Raw genomic sequence first — 13,422 nt, 5'->3', positions numbered from 1 at the left:
TGATCCACCCTCTCGCGTCGGCGTCAGCGGTGCTCGACGGCGCGTCGGTCGGACGAGGTGGACGGTGCCGCGGCGTCCGCGACCTGGAATCGGGCGCTGAGGAGGGCATCGTCGCGTGAGGACGGCCCGACCAGCAGCTCGAACTCGCCGGCCTCGACGAGGCGCCTGCCGGCGGCATCCACGATCGTGCAGTCGGCCACCGGCAGCGACAGCTCGACCGTGGCGGTCTCGCCGGGCCGCAGATCGACGTGCCGATAGGCCTTGAGCTCCTTGTCGGCCCAGCTGACAGAGGCCAAGGGGTCGCGCACGTAGACCTGCACGACCTCGTGCGCGGGGCGTTCGCCCCTGTTGCGCAGCTCGACCAGCGCGCGCACCCTACCCTCGCGGTCCGGCGCGGGATCCACCATCCGCAGGCCCGAGTACTCCACCGTCGAGTACGACAGGCCCTCGCCGAACGCGAAGGCGGGACTCTGCGTCAGATCGGCGTAGCGGTCGCCGTGCTGGCCGCGGATCCGGTTGTAGTAGATCGGCAGCTGGCCGGCGTGGCGGGCGAACGAGATCGGCAGGCGACCGGTCGGCTCGATGAGCCCCAGCAGCAACTCCGCCACAGCCTGACCGCCCTGCATTCCGGGGTTCGCCGCCCACATCAGGGCCGCGGCATCCATCACCGTCTGCGGCAGGACGTGCGGCTTCGATGCGAGCAGCACCACCACCAGCGGGGTGCCGGTGGCGGCGAGCGCCTCGAGCAGGGCGAGCTGGCCGCCGACGAGCTCGAGCGTCGCGGTCGATCGGCCTTCGCCGACCAGCTCGATGCGATCCCCGACCACGGCGACGACGTAGTCGGCGCCCTCGGCCGCGGCCACCGCCTCCGCGATGAGCGCCGCGTCCGGCGGGCTCGGCACGACGACCTGGGGTCGAGGCTGCCCGTCGGGGAAGAACGCGCCCTCGGGGTCCTCTTCGAGGGTGAGGATGTCGGCACCGCGCGCGTGCCGGATCTCCCAGTCCGCGGGGGCATGCGCGCGCAGGCCGTCGAGCACCGTCGTGATCATCCCGCGGGGGTGGCCGTCGGGGATCCAGTCCACCTGGCCGGACGATCCGGCCCAGTCGCCCAGCTGCGTCTGCGCATCGTCGGCGAGGGGGCCGACGACCGCGATGCGGCGGGGGCCGGATGCCGCGACCCGGACTCGTCCGGAATCGTCCGCCGTCACGCCACCGGCGAGGGGCAGCGTGCCGTCGTTGCGCAGCAGCACGAGGGATCGACGTGCCGCCTCGAGGTTGAGCGCGGTGTGCTCGGCCGAGCCGACCGCCGCCGCGATGCGCTCGCGGTCGGGCAGGCGCGGGTCTTCGAAGAGGCCGAACTCGAACTTGAGCAGCAGGATGCGGGTCACCGCGCGGTCGAGGGCTTCCTCGGTCATGAGGCCGTGCCGCAGCGCATCGAGAGCGCCCTGGAAGAAGCCGGGCGTGGTCATGATCATGTCGTTGCCGGCGAGCACGGCGGCAGCGGCGGCGTGCGCGTAATCGGGCTGCACCTTCTGCTCCCACACCATGCGCCCGACGTTGTCCCAGTCGGTGATGAGGGTTCCGGTGTATCCCCACTCGCCGCGCAGCACGTCGTTGAGCAGCCAGTCGTTGACCGTGATGGGCACGCCGTCGATGCTCTGGTATCCGAGCATGAAGGTGCGGCATCCCTCTTTCGCCACCCGCTCGAACGGCGGCAGGAACCACGAGCGGAGCTTGCGCTGCGAGATGTCGGCCTCGCTCGCATCGCGGCCGCCCTGCGTCTCGGAGTAGCCGGCGAAGTGCTTGGCCGTCGCGAGGATCGCGGTGGGGTCGTCGAGGCCACCGCCCTGATAGCCGCGCACCATCGCCGATGCGAGCTCGCCGATGAGGAACGGATCCTCGCCGAATGTCTCGTCGACCCGGCCCCAGCGGAGATCCCGCGCGATGCAGAGCACCGGCGAGAAGGTCCAGTGGATGCCGGTGGCCGACACCTCGACCGCGGTCGCGCGTGCGACGCGCTCGGCCAGTCCGAGATCCCACGACGCCGCCATGCCGAGCTGGGTGGGATAGATCGTCGCGCCCTCCCAGAAGGAATGGCCGTGGATGCAGTCCTCGGCGACGAGGAGCGGGATCCGCAGGCGCGTCTGCAAGGTGAGCTCGCGGGCGCGCAGCACCTTCTCGGGCGAGGCGTGCAGGATCGACCCGGCGTGCATGCGCACGACCTGATCCTCGAGATCTTCGCGCGCGTCGAGCTGCAGCATCTGGCCGATCTTCTCCTCTGCCGTCATGCGGCCCAGGAGATCGGCGATGCGATCGGCAACCGGGAGCGAGACGTCGAGGTACGCGGGACTGGTCGCGGTGGTCACGCGTCCTCCTGCGTCTTCATGTCGGTGCGCACGACGGTGACGGTGTCGTTCACGTTCATGCCCTTCTTCTTCATGGCGCGGGCGCGCTCACCGGCGGACCGCAGGCGCGGGTTGACGTACTCGTCGATGCCGAAGTTGATCAGCGAGAGAGCCACCCCGATGGCGGCGATGCACAGACCCGGAGGCAGGAACCACCACCACTGGCCCTGGCGGAAGGCGCCCTGCGCGCTCGCCCAGTTGAGGATCGTGCCCCAGTTGTAGGTCGTCACCGGGATGATGCCGATGTACGACAGGGTCGTGAGGCCGATGATCGCTGCGGTCACGGTGCCCACGAAGCTCGCGGCGATCAGCGCCATGAGGTTCGGGAGCATCTCGACGGCGATGATCCGTCGCAGGGGTTCGCCGTTGGCCCGGGCGGCCTGCACGAAGTCCCGGCTGCGCAGCGACATCGTCTGGGCGCGCAGCACGCGCGCGCCCCAGGCCCAGCCGATGAGGCCCAGTACCCCCGCGACGAGGATGAGGGGCGGATCCTCGAACATCGACGCCACGATGATGATCAACGGGATGCCGGGGATCACGAGGAAGACGTTCGTGAGAGCCGACAGGCCCTCGCTGCGCCACCCGCGCAGGTAGCCCGACAGCACACCGACGACGATCGCGATGACCGTGGCGATGATCGCTGCCAGGAAGCCCACCACGATGACGCCGCGGGTGCCGTGGATGACTTGGCTCAACACGTCCTCGCCGATGTGCGTCGTACCCAGCCAGTGCTCCGCCGACGGCGGCTGGAGGCGCGCCGTGTTGTCGACCTTCGTGGGGGAGTACGGGGCCAGCACATCGGCGAAGATCGCGACGAGCACGAAGAACCCGAGGATCGACAGGCCCGTGATCGACTTCCTGTTGCGGAACATCGCGAATGCGGCGCCCAGCTTGGACCAGAAGGTCGGCTTGCCCGGCGCCTTGCCGGCCGGGGCGGGGCTGCGGACGGTGGCCGTCGCCGGCGTGTTCGCCGGACGCTGCGCTGTCGTGTCGTTGACGATCGTGTTCATGCTCAGGCCTCCGTCTGGCGCGTGCGCGGGTCGAGGAACGCGTAGGCGACGTCGGCGAGGAGGTTCGCCAGCAGCACCGAGATCGTGAGCACGAGGAACACCCCCTGCATCAGGGCGTAGTCCTTCGCGTTGGTGGCGTCCAGCAGGAGCTTGCCGACGCCGGGATAGCTGAACACCACTTCCATCACGATCGTGCCGCCGACGATGAAGCCGAGCGCCAGCGCGAAGCTCTGGATCTGGGGGAGCACGGCGTTGCGAGCGGCATAGCGCCAGAGCACCCGGTCGTTGGGCATGCCCTTGGCCTGCGCGACGGTGACGTAGTCCTCGTCGAGCACCGTGAGCATCATGTTCCGCATGCCCAGCATCCAGCCGCCGAGCGAGGCGATGACGATCGTCGCCGCGGGGAGGAAGCCGTGATGGAGCACGTCGCCGATGAACTCCCACGACCACTCCGGCGCCACGCCGACGCCGTAGGCCTTGCCGATCGGGAACCACCCGAGCGCGACCGAGAAGACCGAGATCGCCAGCAGACCCAGCCAGAAGTAGGGGATGGTGCTGAAGAAGGTGGTGATGGGGATGAGGACGTCGAGTCGGCTGCCTCGGCGCCAGCCGACGATGGCGCCGCCGATGGTGCCGATCGCGAATGCGAGGAGCGTCGCGAAGCCGACGAGGCCGACCGTCCAGATCAGGGACTGGCCGACCACCTCGGTCACCGGCCGCATGCCGTGCAGCAGCGAGATGCCGAGGTCGCCGCGGAGAAGGAGGCCCCAGTAATCGACGTACTGCTGCCAGAGCGAGGTGTCGGTATCCATTCCGAGCAGGGCGCGCAGAGCCTCCGCCGCCTCGGGCGTGACGTTGCGGTTGCGCGCGAGGTACGCGCTCACCGCGTCGCCCTTCATCAGGCGCGGCAGGAAGAAGTTGATCGTGATGGCAGCCCAGAGCGTGAACAGGTAGAACAGGGTGCGGTTGCCGAGGAAGCGCCAGGGGACGCGGGTGCGGCCCTTGACGGCACTGGTCGCGGTCGTGCCCTCCTCGATCGCGTCGAAGCCCGGGGCCGGAAGCTGGGGTGCCACGGCGCTCACTTCTCACCTCCGAGGATGCCTGCAGCGTGCGCGAAGTAGGAGTCGGGATCGGGGGATGCCGCGCGCAGCTCCTGGGTGTACGGGTTGTCGGGACGCAGGATCACGTCGTCGGCGGGTCCGCGTTCGACGACCCGCCCCTGGTTGAGCACGAGGATCTCGTCGCTGAAGTGCCGGGCGGTGGCGAGGTCGTGCGTGATGTAGAGCACTCCCAGCCCCTCCTCGCGCTGCAGATCCGCGAGCAGGTTGAGCACCCCGAGGCGGATCGACACGTCGAGCATCGAGACGGGCTCGTCGGCCACGAGCAGCCTCGGGCGGGATGCCAGGGCCCGGGCGATCGCGACGCGCTGGCGCTGACCCCCCGAGAGCTCGTGCGGCCGGCGGTCGATCACTGCGTCGGCGTCGAGCCGCACGCGGCTGAGGAGCCGGCGCACCTCGTCGTCGAGCTGGCCCTTCGGGACGACGTCGTCGAGCTGGAGGGGCCGCTGGATGGCGTAGCGGATCGAGTGGTACGGATTCAGCGACGCGAAGGGGTCCTGGAACACCATCCGCAGCTGCTGACGGTACGCGCGCAGGCCCTTGCCCCGACGGGGGATCGGCTCGCCGTCGAGACGCACCTCGCCGCTCGTAGGCGTCTCGAGCTGGGTGAGGATCTTCGCGATGGTCGACTTGCCGCTTCCGGACTGGCCGACGAGGCCGATCGTCTGGCCCGAGCGGAGCGTGAAGCTCACGTCGTCGAGCGCTTTCATCTGGCCGGCGCCGCGCACGGAGTACACCTTCGTGACGCCGTCGAACTCGAGGACGGTCATCGGTGGACCACCCCTCTCTCTCCGGTGAGTCTGGGGAACGAGGCCAGCAACGTACGGGTGTACTCGTCCTGGGGGTCGGTCCAGATCCGCTCCGCGGTGTCGAGCTCGACGATCTCGCCGTCGCGCATGATCGCGATGCGGTCGCTGATCTCGAGCAGCAACGGCAGGTCGTGGGTGATGAAGATCACCGAGAATCCGAACTCGTGACGCAGGTGCGAGATCTGACGCAGGATCTCGCGCTGCACGAGCACGTCGAGGGCGGTGGTCGGCTCGTCCATGACCATGAGCTGGGGGCGAAGCGCGAGCGCCATCGCGATCATGACGCGCTGTCGCATGCCGCCGGACAGCTCGTGCGGGTACGAGCGGTAGCGCTGCGCGCCGACCTTGACGATCTCGAGCAGTTCGACGACGGCCGCGCGCCGCTGCGAGCGGGAGAGAGCGGGGCGGTGGACCTCGAAGACGTCCTCCAGCTGGGAGCCGATGGTCGCGACCGGGTTCAGCGAGTTCATCGCGCCCTGGAAGACCATCGAGATCTTGTCCCAGCGGAAGCGGCGCATCTCCTCGGCCTCGAGGCTGTTGATGTCGACGTCCTCGCCGGTCGCGTCGTGGAAGACGACGGAGCCGCTCGTGATCACGGCCGGGGGCTTGAGCAGGCGCTGGACGCCGTAGGCGAGGGTCGTCTTGCCGCATCCGCTCTCGCCGGCGAGTCCGAGGATCTCACCGCGCTGGAGTTCGAGGGTGACGTTCTTGACCGCCCGTACCGGGGGATCGACGTCGTAGACGATCGAGAAGTCGTGGACGGAGAGCAGCGATTCGCTCATCGGTGCTGGTTCGCTTTCGTGAGGGCTGACGTGCAGGCGGGACGGATGCTGCGCATCCGCCCCGCCTGCGGTGTGTCATTCGGCGGGCTGCAGCTGCGTGAGGATCTGCACGATCGCGGGCTGCGTCGGGTCGGCCGAGGCGTACTGGTCGTCCTCCGACGGCCATCCGACGTAGTTGCGCGTGTTGAACTCGCCCAGGAGCGGGTGCGCGCCGAGCGGGATCGCCGGCACGTTCTCGACGAACGCCGTCTGCATCACCGCGAGAGCGGCTTCACGATCGGCGTCCGACGCAGCGTTCGCGTAGGTGTTCAGCGCGTCGGTCACCGCGGGGTCGTCGAAGCGGCCGAAGTTGAACGCAGCCTTGCCGTCGACGATCCACTTCGGGTCCATCGTGGAGGTGTACAGGCCGTACGCGTTGCCGGTGTCCTCCAGCCAGTGGATGATCGCCTGGAACGTGCCCTCCTGGCGGGCGGCATCCCAGCCGCCCCAGTCGGGCTGGTCGACCTTGACGTCGATGCCGAGGCCTTCCTTGAGCTCCTCGGCGATGAGCGCCTGCTCGGTGTTCCAGTCGCTCCAGCCCGCGGGGACCGAGATGGAGAACGAGACCGGCTCGCCGTCCGGGTCGATGAGCGCGTCGCCGTCCCAGGTGTAGCCGGCGTCGGTGAGGATCGCGCGGGCCTTGTCGACGTCGACCGAGTAGTTCTGTCCGGCGTACTCGGGAAGGACCTCGTCATCCAGCAGCGTGCCGAGACCGGTGACGCTCCAGACCACCTCGCTCGCGCCTTCGCGCGCGATGTCGACGTAGGCTTGACGGTCGATCGTCCAGGCGAGCGCCTGACGGAGTGCCGGGTCGTTGAACGGCTTGGTCTGCAGGTTCATGAACAGCGTTCCGGCGCCCGCGGTAGGCGACGCGAGGAACTTGTTGTCGGGATCGGCCGACAGGTAGCTGTCTTCGATCTGGGGGATGAACGCCTGCGCCCAGTCCGCCTCGCCGGTGGCGAGCGCGGTCGTAAGGGCCGCGTTGTCGCCGTAGGAGACGTAGTGCAGCTCGGGCACGGCCAGCTCGCCACCCCAGTAGTCCGGGTTCGCGGTGAGGGTGACGGACTCGGTCGTCCACGAGTCGAGCACGTACGGTCCGGTGCCCACGACCTGGCCCTCTCCGGTGAGAGGGTCGGTGTTCGGGTCCCCGATCTCGCTCCAGATGTGCTCGGGCACGATCTGGAAGTGCAGCACGCGGGCCTGCTGGGTGTACTTCGAGCTGTTGAAGTCGATCGTGACGGTATCGCCGTCGACGCTCACACTCTTGATGTCGAGTGCGTTGGTGTCGTTGAGCTTGCCGTCGAGCACCTGGTTGAAGGAGAACGCGATGTCGTCGGCGGTGAACTCCTCGCCGTCGCTCCAGGTCACGCCGCTGCGGGCGACCGCGGTGAGCTGGGTGTAGTCGTCGTTCCACGTCACGGACTCGGCCAGCCACGGTGTGGTGCCGAGGTCGCCTGTCGGGTTGACGAGTGCGAGGGATTCGAAGATGACCTTGCCGTAGGCGTACTTCGAGGCGGACGAGTCGCCCAGGTACGGGTTGTTCGACTCGGTGGTGATCGCGCCGTCGGGCTTGGCGATCGTGAGCGCCGCTCCGGCGGAGTCGGCGTCGTTGCCACCCCCACCGGCGCAGCCGGTGAGCACCAGCGCCGCGGCGACACCGACGGCGGCGAACGTTGTTCTGAGCCTCATTGCTTCTCCTTGATGTGTGAGCACGACGTCGTGTCTCCCGCAAGTGACGACGGCGTCAGGGTGATTGCCGGATCAACTTACAATCAAGTAAGTAACTTTTGCAACTAGGGTTGTCCGCAGCGCATGGGAAGGCCGTGCGTAGACTCACAGGCGCCGGCGAAGTCGCACTCGGGACACCGGCTGAAGAAGGGGGTGCCGACCGATGGCAGGACAGCGTCGGCAGCCGCGCTCGCGGCCCGAGACACTCGCCAAGCGACGCGACATCCTCGATGCCGCCGTCGAGATCTTCGGCAGCAAGGGTTTCACCGGAGGCACGCTCCAGGAGATCGCCGACCAGGTCGGCATGACCCACGCCGGCATCCTCCACCACTTCGGCTCGAAGCACGAACTGCTCCTCGAAGTGCTGCAGCACCGGGACGAGACCGATGTCGCAGACCTCGATGAACAGCACATCCCTGACGGCCTGGCGCTCTTCCGCCACCTCGTGCGCACGGCATTCGTCAATGCGCACCGGGCCGGCATCGTGCAGGCCTACGTCGTGCTCTCGGCCGAGTCGGTGACCGACGACCACCCCGGTCGCGACTTCTTCGAGAAGCGCTACCGGACGCTGCGGGCCGAGGTCGCGCACGCGTTCGCGGTCGTGTGCGCCGAGCGCGGCATCACAGCGCCCGACACCGTCGGCTTCGCGTCGACGAGCATCCTGGCCGTCATGGACGGGCTCCAGGTGCAGTGGCTGCTCGACCCCGACGCCGTCGACCTGGCGCACGCCTCGGAGTTCGCCATCGAGGCGATCGTCTCCGCGGTGCTGTCGCCGTCACCGTCACCGCTCGCCGACGCCGCCGGCGAGGACGCGGATCAGCCCAGTCGCTCGACCGTGTAGTCGATGCAGCGGATGAGCTGACGCACGTCGTCGGGCTCGATCGACACGAACGTCGCGACGCGCAGCTGGTTGCGACCGAGCTTGCGGTAGGGCTCGGTGTCGACGATGCCGTTCGCTCGGAGGCTCTTGGCCACGGCCGCGGCATCCACCGACTCGTCGAAGTCGATGGTCACGACGACGGGGGAGCGGTCGGCCGCATCGGCGACGAACGGCGTCGCGAAGGCGGATGCCTCGGCCCAGTCGTACAGCGCCTGCGACGACTCGCGCGTGCGGGCATCCGCCCACTGCAGGCCGCCCGACGAGAGGATCCAGTCGAGCTGCTTGTCGAGGAGGAACAGCGTCGCGAGCGCCGGGGTGTTGAGGGTCTGGTTGAGGCGCGAGTTGTCGAGAGCGTTCTTGAGGCTGAGGAACTCGGGGATGTAGCGGTCCGACGCCGCGATGCGCTCGATGCGCTCGATCGCCGCCGGCGACACGAGCGCGAACCACAGGCCGCCGTCGGAGCCGAGGTTCTTCTGCGGAGCGAAGTAGTACACGTCGGCCTCGTGCACCGAGAAGTCGATGCCGCCCGCCGCGCTGGTCGCGTCGATGACGGTGAGGGCGCCCTCGTCGCCGTGCACGCGTGTGACCGGGGTCGAGACGCCGGTAGAGGTCTCATTGTGCGGCCAGGCGTAGACGTCGACGCCCTCGACCGCCTCAGCGACGGTGCGGGTGCCCGGCTCGGCCTTGCGGACGTCGGGAGCATCGAGCCACGGCGTCTTCGCCGCGGCGGCGAACTTCCCGCCGAACTCGCCGAACACGAGGTTCTGGCTGCGCTTCTCGATCAGGCCGAAGGCCGCGGCATCCCAGAATGCGGTCGAGCCGCCATTGCCGAGGATGACCTCGTAGCCGTGCGGCAGACGGAACAGCTGGCTCAGCTCGGCGCGCACCTGGCCCACCAGGTCCTTGACGGGCGCCTGACGGTGCGACGTTCCCAGCAGCGCCGCTCCGGGTCCTGCGAGCGCCTCGATGTGGGCGGGCGCGATCTTCGACGGGCCGCACCCGAAGCGTCCATCGGTGGGGAGGATCTCGCGGGGCAGGAGGACGTGGGCCATGCGTCGATTCTAGAGAGCCGCGCGCCGGCGCCCCGTCCCCGTGACAGCCTGTGACGCTGCGGCTCGCGATCGCGCCGCGCCCGCCGGGCCTCCGCCGCGTCTTCAACAGGTCAACCGGCCCTCCACAGGAGAATCGGGGGCGCGGATCTCCTGCGGAAGCGCGGTTGACCTGTTGAACGGCGAGCGGGAGGTGTCGCCAGTCGCGGGCGAGGGGGCGGGTTGCGGAGCGGTGCCGGTATCTCGTCGCGGGTGTCGGCATCCGTCGTCGAGCGTGTCGGCATCCGTCGTCCCGGGTTCCGGCATCCGTCGTCCCGGGTGCCGGCGTCTCGTCGCGGGTGTTGTCGGCACCCGTCGTCCCACAGGTCAACCGGCCTTCTCCAGGAGAACCGGGGCCGCAGATGTCCTGTGGACGCGCGGTTGACCTGTCGAACGGGGTGGCGTTGTCGCCACTCACGTGTGAACCGGCGGCAGCTGGCGCGGCGCGACCTCCGAGGGCCCGGCACCTGCGTGCAACAGGCCAACCGGCCCGCGACAGGAGAACTGCGCCGCCGACCTCCTGTGGAAGCGCGGTGGACCTGTTCGCCGCCGCCTCCACAGAGGAGCGAACGGATGCTGTCGGGCCGAGTTGTCCCGAAAACAGCCGTGGCCGACGGTCGAGCCCTTGAGGATCCGAGACTCTGCGGGGATGGCAGATCTCCGGGACGAAGTGAAAGACCGCGGCGGGGTCGTCCGCACGACCGCGCTCGTGGACGCAGGGACGAGCCGGTACGCGATCGCCGCGGCGCTGGCTGACGGACGGCTCACGAGTCCTCGGCGCGGATGGGTGGCAGTGGGGGATGCCGACCCGTATCTCCTCGCGGCGGCCCGAGCAGGTGTCGTGCTGACGTGTGTCACCCGCGCGAAACGGCTCGGTCTCTGGGTGCTGGGGGAGTTCGGGGCGCACGTCGGCGCTCCTCCCACCGCGTCGCGGCTGAACCTGCCTGACGGCAAGGCCACGGTGCACTGGTCGGTTCCCGCCGAGCCACGCGTCCCGGGTGCGCTGGAGGACAGCATCCTGAACACGCTCGTCATCGTGGCGAGCTGTCAGCCATACGAGCGGGCACTGGCAGTGTGGGAGTCCGCGCTCAACAACGGGCTGGTGGCGAAGGGCGAACTCGCGCGCGTGAGCCTGCGACCCGCGGCGCGCCGGGTGCTCAATGCGGCGGGCCCGTTCTCGGACTCGGGGCTGGAGACGCTCTTCGCCGTGCGTCTCAGATGGCTGCGGCATCCGGTTCGCTGCCAGATCTGGATCCAGGGGCACCACGTCGACTTCCTGATCGGTGACCGCCTCGTCGTGCAGATCGACGGCGGGCATCACGTCGGTCTGCAGCGAGCCGAGGATGTCGCGCACGACGCTGCGCTGATGCTGCTCGGCTATCACGTGATCCGAGTGACCTACGTGCAGGTGATCGAACGCTGGCATGAGGTGCAGGACCTCATCATGCGTGCGGTCGCGCAGGGGCTTCATCGGGCGGTGTGAGGCACGCACGACCGAGCTCCGTCATCCGCCGCAGGCAGGTCAACCGCGCCTTTACACGAGGCGGGTGCGCGAGTTCCCTGTAGAAGCGTGATCGACCTGTTTCGCGGGATCAAGTGGGACGCTGCACCTGCTTCGCGTCTGGATTGACCCGATGGCAGCGAACGGGGGCGTGTGCGTGCTTCCGTCAACAGGTCAACCGCGCCTCTACAGGAGAACGGACGTCTGAACCTCCTGTGGAAGCGCGGTTGACCTGTGGAAGGGCGGTTGACCTGTGGAAGGGCGGTTGACCTGTGGAAGGGCGGTTGACCTGTGGAAGGGCGGTTGACCTGTGGAAGGGCGTGGGGACCGGACGGGGACTGGATGCCGCGACGAGTGCGTCCGGCCGCGGCGGCGCGCTCACGCATCGCCCAACAGGCCCGCCGCGGTGCGGGTGTCGATCAGTGGAGATGCGCAAGAACGCTAGCGAGCCTCTTCATAGGCGCGCTCGATCCAGGTGATCAGCTCGCGATCGACATCCTTCACCATGCGCAGTTCCAGATGGTGCATCCACGTCGACGACGGATGAGAGACCTCCTTGAATCGAGGCGAGCGCAGTTCCTCCCCAAGCGCGATGGACACGACTACTGGCACGTCACTCTTCACGTAACGTCCGGGTGCCCACGCGTAGGCGAACCCTCGACGGGCTCGGAATGCCACCTGACTCTTCGACACCACGACCTCGACGCCTTCGAGTCCGACGAGCGGCCGGGCGAGCGCGCGGTAGATCGAGACCGCCTTCTCGTCGGGGGCGAAGAACTCTTCCCCGGGCATCGGCTGAGTCATGGCGCAACACTATTCCGACGGTCCCGGTTCTCCAGCGCTGGCAGCTCGAGCTCGGCGGAGGACTCCCCGGGGGCCGGCCTGAGCGTCGGGGGCAGAGGATAGGCTGTCCTCAGCCCCTTGACAACACTGAGGACACCGCGATGACCGATCTGATCGACACCACTGAGATGTACCTGCGCACGATCCTCGAGCTCGAAGAGGAGAACATCGTGCCGTTGCGGGCACGAATCTCGGAGCGCCTCGGGCACTCGGGCCCCACGGTGTCGCAGACCATCGGCCGTATGGAGCGCGACGGGCTCGTCGTCGTCTCTGAGGACCGTTCCCTTGAGCTCACCGCTGCCGGCCGGCAGAAGGCCGTCGACGTCATGCGCAAGCATCGGCTCGCCGAGCGCCTGCTGTCCGATGTCATCGGGCTGGACTGGGCCTACGTGCACGAAGAGGCCTGCCGCTGGGAGCACGTCATGAGCGAGCAGGTGGAGCGCCGGCTCGTCGAGCTGCTCGGCCACCCCACCGAGTCGCCGTACGGCAACCCCATCCCCGGGCTCGACCAGCTCGGCGATGTGCCGACGAACGGCTTCGAGCAGGGTGTTGTGGGCCTGGTGCGCCGGCTGAATGACGCCGGCGAGCCGATCACCGGCACGGTGCGCCGCCTCGCCGAGCCCGCGCAGGTCGACCCCGAGCTGCTGCAGCAGCTCAAGGGTGCCGGCGTCGTGCCGGGCGCCGTGGGCGACTACCGTTACAACGAGGGCTACGTGCTCGTGCAGATGCAGGGCAACGACGAGGGCCTCGAGCTTCCGGTCGAGATCGCGTCGCACATCTTCCTCGTCGACGAGACCCGCTGAGGAAAGCGGATGCCGGGCCGAGCGCCTCGCTGAGGGAAAGCGGATGCCGGACCGAGCACCCTGCTGACGGAAAACGGATGCCGGGCCGAGCCCCTTGCGGAATGACGGCGCTTCCTGGCCCGCGGCATCCGTAAACGCACTGTGCGGAGATTGCCAGGCGTGGAGCGTGACATAAACGTGACCTTCGGGTAGCCTCAAGAAGTCCACCAGGCGAGAAGCCCGCCGACCGGACCCCGCATGGATTGCCTCACCGGCTCGTCGTCCACGCGGTGCAGCCCGCACATCGTGCCCCGACATCGAGTGCTGACGAGCCAGGCGCCTCGGCGCAGAGGCGCCGGAGGACCAAGTTTGGCTGAAGAGATAGATTCGCACGCGATCGTGCCCGAGCATGCGGCGACGGACCCCAACCGTCGTGA

11 protein-coding genes are annotated in these 13,422 nt (G+C 68.7%); 3 read left to right on the top strand and 8 right to left on the bottom strand.

What is annotated here, in order from left to right; all coding sequences use genetic code 11:
* Positions 1-23: 23 nt before the first annotated feature.
* The 6 genes from MRBLMI12_RS01675 to MRBLMI12_RS01650 all read right to left on the bottom strand — a co-directional run bounded on the left by MRBLMI12_RS01675 (position 24) and on the right by MRBLMI12_RS01650 (position 7,852).
* Positions 24-2,366 (bottom strand): glycoside hydrolase family 3 N-terminal domain-containing protein, encoded by a 2,343-nt coding sequence (locus MRBLMI12_RS01675; RefSeq protein WP_363353354.1) that lies wholly within the window; start codon positions 2,364-2,366, stop codon positions 24-26.
* Positions 2,363-3,415 (bottom strand): ABC transporter permease, encoded by a 1,053-nt coding sequence (locus MRBLMI12_RS01670; RefSeq protein WP_363353352.1) that lies wholly within the window; start codon positions 3,413-3,415, stop codon positions 2,363-2,365. Before MRBLMI12_RS01670 ends, MRBLMI12_RS01675 begins: the two co-directional genes overlap by 4 nt.
* A gap of 2 nt (positions 3,416-3,417) precedes the next feature.
* Positions 3,418-4,497, bottom strand: a complete 1,080-nt coding sequence (locus MRBLMI12_RS01665; RefSeq protein ID WP_363353350.1) for an ABC transporter permease — start codon at positions 4,495-4,497, stop codon at positions 3,418-3,420.
* Entirely contained in the window at positions 4,494-5,303 is an 810-nt protein-coding gene (locus tag MRBLMI12_RS01660; RefSeq protein ID WP_363353348.1) for an ABC transporter ATP-binding protein, read from the bottom strand. Before MRBLMI12_RS01660 ends, MRBLMI12_RS01665 begins: the two co-directional genes overlap by 4 nt.
* Positions 5,300-6,124, bottom strand: coding sequence for an ABC transporter ATP-binding protein (locus tag MRBLMI12_RS01655; RefSeq protein WP_363353346.1), 825 nt, complete (start codon positions 6,122-6,124; stop codon positions 5,300-5,302). Before MRBLMI12_RS01655 ends, MRBLMI12_RS01660 begins: the two co-directional genes overlap by 4 nt.
* 75 nt (positions 6,125-6,199) lie before the next feature.
* Entirely contained in the window at positions 6,200-7,852 is a 1,653-nt protein-coding gene (locus tag MRBLMI12_RS01650; RefSeq protein WP_363353344.1) for an ABC transporter substrate-binding protein, read from the bottom strand.
* Between the two features lie 202 nt (positions 7,853-8,054).
* On the opposite strand from MRBLMI12_RS01650, the gene MRBLMI12_RS01645 reads away from it, so the two are divergent.
* Positions 8,055-8,732, top strand: a complete 678-nt coding sequence (locus MRBLMI12_RS01645; protein ID WP_363353342.1) for a TetR/AcrR family transcriptional regulator — start codon at positions 8,055-8,057, stop codon at positions 8,730-8,732.
* On the opposite strand, the gene serC is transcribed toward MRBLMI12_RS01645, so the two are convergent.
* Entirely contained in the window at positions 8,708-9,823 is a 1,116-nt protein-coding gene (serC, locus tag MRBLMI12_RS01640; RefSeq protein ID WP_363353340.1) for a phosphoserine transaminase, read from the bottom strand. The two genes, MRBLMI12_RS01645 and serC, sit on opposite strands and share 25 nt — an antisense overlap.
* Before the next feature lie 685 nt (positions 9,824-10,508).
* Here serC and MRBLMI12_RS01635 point away from each other — a divergent pair.
* Complete coding sequence (locus MRBLMI12_RS01635; protein WP_363353338.1) at positions 10,509-11,342, top strand: endonuclease domain-containing protein; 834 nt, start codon at positions 10,509-10,511, stop codon at positions 11,340-11,342.
* A 459-nt stretch (positions 11,343-11,801) separates the two neighbouring features.
* Here the strand turns inward: MRBLMI12_RS01635 and MRBLMI12_RS01630 are convergent, their stop codons facing one another.
* Entirely contained in the window at positions 11,802-12,164 is a 363-nt protein-coding gene (locus MRBLMI12_RS01630; RefSeq protein ID WP_363353336.1) for a DUF5655 domain-containing protein, read from the bottom strand.
* 140 nt (positions 12,165-12,304) lie between these two features.
* On the opposite strand from MRBLMI12_RS01630, the gene MRBLMI12_RS01625 reads away from it, so the two are divergent.
* A complete protein-coding gene (locus MRBLMI12_RS01625; protein WP_308869867.1) occupies positions 12,305-13,006 on the top strand; it encodes a metal-dependent transcriptional regulator in 702 nt (233 codons plus the stop codon).
* Positions 13,007-13,422 lie beyond the last annotated feature (416 nt).

It is taken from the genome of Microbacterium sp. LMI12-1-1.1 (assembly GCF_040676455.1).
Lineage (GTDB): Bacteria > Actinomycetota > Actinomycetes > Actinomycetales > Microbacteriaceae > Microbacterium.
This window is presented reverse-complemented; position numbering and strand designations above follow the sequence as displayed.

Coding starts and splice junctions, on each gene's coding strand:
- MRBLMI12_RS01670 (WP_363353352.1), bottom strand. CDS start 3,415: ATGAACACGATCGTCAACGACACGACAGCGCAGCGTCCGGCGAACACG.
- MRBLMI12_RS01660 (WP_363353348.1), bottom strand. CDS start 5,303: ATGACCGTCCTCGAGTTCGACGGCGTCACGAAGGTGTACTCCGTGCGC.
- MRBLMI12_RS01655 (WP_363353346.1), bottom strand. CDS start 6,124: ATGAGCGAATCGCTGCTCTCCGTCCACGACTTCTCGATCGTCTACGAC.
- MRBLMI12_RS01650 (WP_363353344.1), bottom strand. CDS start 7,852: ATGAGGCTCAGAACAACGTTCGCCGCCGTCGGTGTCGCCGCGGCGCTG.
- MRBLMI12_RS01645 (WP_363353342.1), top strand. CDS start 8,055: ATGGCAGGACAGCGTCGGCAGCCGCGCTCGCGGCCCGAGACACTCGCC.
- serC (WP_363353340.1), bottom strand. CDS start 9,823: ATGGCCCACGTCCTCCTGCCCCGCGAGATCCTCCCCACCGATGGACGC.
- MRBLMI12_RS01635 (WP_363353338.1), top strand. CDS start 10,509: ATGGCAGATCTCCGGGACGAAGTGAAAGACCGCGGCGGGGTCGTCCGC.
- MRBLMI12_RS01630 (WP_363353336.1), bottom strand. CDS start 12,164: ATGACTCAGCCGATGCCCGGGGAAGAGTTCTTCGCCCCCGACGAGAAG.
- MRBLMI12_RS01625 (WP_308869867.1), top strand. CDS start 12,305: ATGACCGATCTGATCGACACCACTGAGATGTACCTGCGCACGATCCTC.